Annotated in this window: 2 protein-coding genes; one reads left to right on the forward strand and one right to left on the reverse strand. The window is 72.8% G+C overall.

Features of this window, described 5'->3' with window-relative positions; genetic code table 11:
* Nucleotides 1-280: 280 nt before the first annotated feature.
* Nucleotides 281-1,387 carry a glycoside hydrolase family 19 protein gene (locus tag ACTUAL_RS11230; protein WP_440900216.1) on the forward strand — a complete coding sequence of 369 codons (1,107 nt, stop codon included), beginning with the start codon at nt 281-283 and terminating at the stop codon, nt 1,385-1,387.
* A gap of 149 nt (nt 1,388-1,536) precedes the next feature.
* Here ACTUAL_RS11230 and ACTUAL_RS11235 read toward each other — a convergent pair whose 3' ends face one another.
* Nucleotides 1,537-2,091 carry an alpha/beta fold hydrolase gene (locus tag ACTUAL_RS11235; RefSeq protein WP_440900217.1) on the reverse strand — a complete coding sequence of 185 codons (555 nt, stop codon included), beginning with the start codon at nt 2,089-2,091 and terminating at the stop codon, nt 1,537-1,539.
* Nucleotides 2,092-2,216: the final 125 nt, after the last annotated feature.

Here is a 2,216-nt window from a genome sequence, read left to right on the forward strand (position 1 = left end):
CACCCGACCGCCCGCCCGGCATTCGTGGGAGCGCTCTCCCGCTCGTCATCCCGCGCGGGGAACGGGGGGTGGTCCGGTGCGAGCCGGGGGCGCCCGCCCCCGTCGGACTTGATCGTCCACAGTGGCTCGCATAGGGGTTCACCTGCATGGGAGCGCTCTCATAGTTAGGGGTGCGCCCCGGTCGAATGGAATCCGGATGGCCTTGACTGGTGTAGACCAATCCGGTTGAGTCTGGAGACTGTCAGGCACGCAAAGCGCCCCAACCGGGAGATGTGATCACGTGTCGAGAATCCGTGCGGTGGCGGCCTCCGCCGCCCTCGTCGTGGTGGCGGCTCTGGCGGCCGTCGTGCCCGCGACCGCGGGCACCGAGCCCGCCGCCGCCAAGACCGCGGCTGCGGTCCAGGCCGACTGCGCCTGGACGACCTGGACCGCGGGCCAGTGGTACGCCACTGGCGCCATCGTCAAGTACACCGATGGCAAGTACTACATCGCCGAGCACGAGAACCCGGGCTACGACCCGGTCATCAGCACCTGGTACTGGGAGCCGTACAGCGGGTGCGGCGGTGGCACCCAGCCCGGCAACGGCAACTGCAACCACCCGAACTGGGTGGCGGGCCAGTGGTACGCCGCCGGGTCGATCGTGAAGTACACCAACGGCAAGTACTACATCGCCGAGCACGAGAACCCCGGCTACGACCCGGTCATCAGCACCTGGTACTGGAAGCCGCACACCTGCGGCGGTGGTGGCGACCAGCCGCCGAACCCCGGTTCGTTCGTGGTCAGCGAGTCGCAGTTCAACTCGATGTTCCCCGGCCGGAACTCCTTCTACTCCTACAGCGGTCTCGTGGCGGCGCTCGGCGCGTACCCCGGCTTCGCCAACACGGGCAGCGACACGGTGAAGAAGCAGGAGGCGGCGGCCTTCCTGGCCAACGTCAACCACGAGACCGGCGGGCTGGTCCACATCGTGGAGCAGAACACCGCGAACTACCCGCACTACTGCGACACCGGTCAGTCGTACGGGTGCCCGGCGGGCAACGCCGCGTACTACGGCCGCGGCCCGATCCAGCTCAGCTGGAACTTCAACTACAAGGCCGCGGGCGACGCGCTCGGCCTGCCCCTGCTGACCAACCCGTGGCTGGTGCAGAACGACTCGGCCGTGGCCTGGAAGACCGCGCTCTGGTACTGGAACACCCAGACCGGTCCCGGCAGCATGACCCCGCACAACGCGATGGTCAACGGGCGCGGCTTCGGCGAGACGATCCGCAGCATCAACGGGTCGATCGAGTGCAACGGCGGCAACCCCGGCCAGGTCCAGAGCCGGGTGGACGCGTACAACCGCTTCGTCGGGCTCCTGGGCGCCACGCCCGGCGGCAACCTGTACTGCTGATCCGCGGCCCGGCGGCGGACCTCCGCTGACGGGCGACGCCGACGGGCCCCTCCCCGCGCCGGAAAACCGGTGCGGGAAGGGGCCCGTCCGCGTGCCGGGGCAGGGGAGTCGGGGGAACGCGCGCCGAGCACGTGGAACGCGCCGGAGGGTCAGTCCACGCCCAGGTGCGCCAGCACCGCCCAGCCGAACGCGCCCGGCGACCGGGTCCACGGCGGGCTCCCGGCGTCCGGCAGCACCACCCGGCGCACCGACGGCGCCTCGTCGGACAACTTCTCCGCCCACTCGGTCGGCTCGCCGCCCTCGACCAGCAGCGTCGGCGGCTCCAGGTCCGCGCAGCCGGGCGGGAACTCCGGCTCGCCGTCCGGCACGCACACCAGCGCCTCCACCCGCTCCGGTCTGGCGAGCGCGTAGCGCAGCGCCACCGCCGCGCCGGAACCGTGCCCCAGCAACGACATCGTGTCCAGCGCGAAGTGCTCCCGCGCCGCCTCCGCGTCCCGCTCGGCGTGCTCCGGCCGCACCGCGCAGCGGATCACCCGCAGGCGCGGCGCGAGCAGCTCGGCCAGGCCGGTCAGCTCGTCGGGGCGCTCGCAGCACAGCAGGAGCGCGTCGCCCGCGCCCGCTTCGGTCGCGGGCAGCGCCGTGCCGTCGTGCGCGGTCACCGAGTGCGGGACGGCCGCGCGCCGCTGTGGTTCCGAGTGCTCCACGTCCACGTGATCACCCGTTTCCCCGGCGCCGACGCGCCGGTGGTGGGCGCGAGCCGGTCGCGGGGGCCGCCCCCCGGGCCCCGCCCCCCCCCCGCGGGGTGGCCCGGGGGGGGGCGGCGCCCCCC

It is taken from the genome of Actinosynnema sp. (assembly GCF_052038725.1).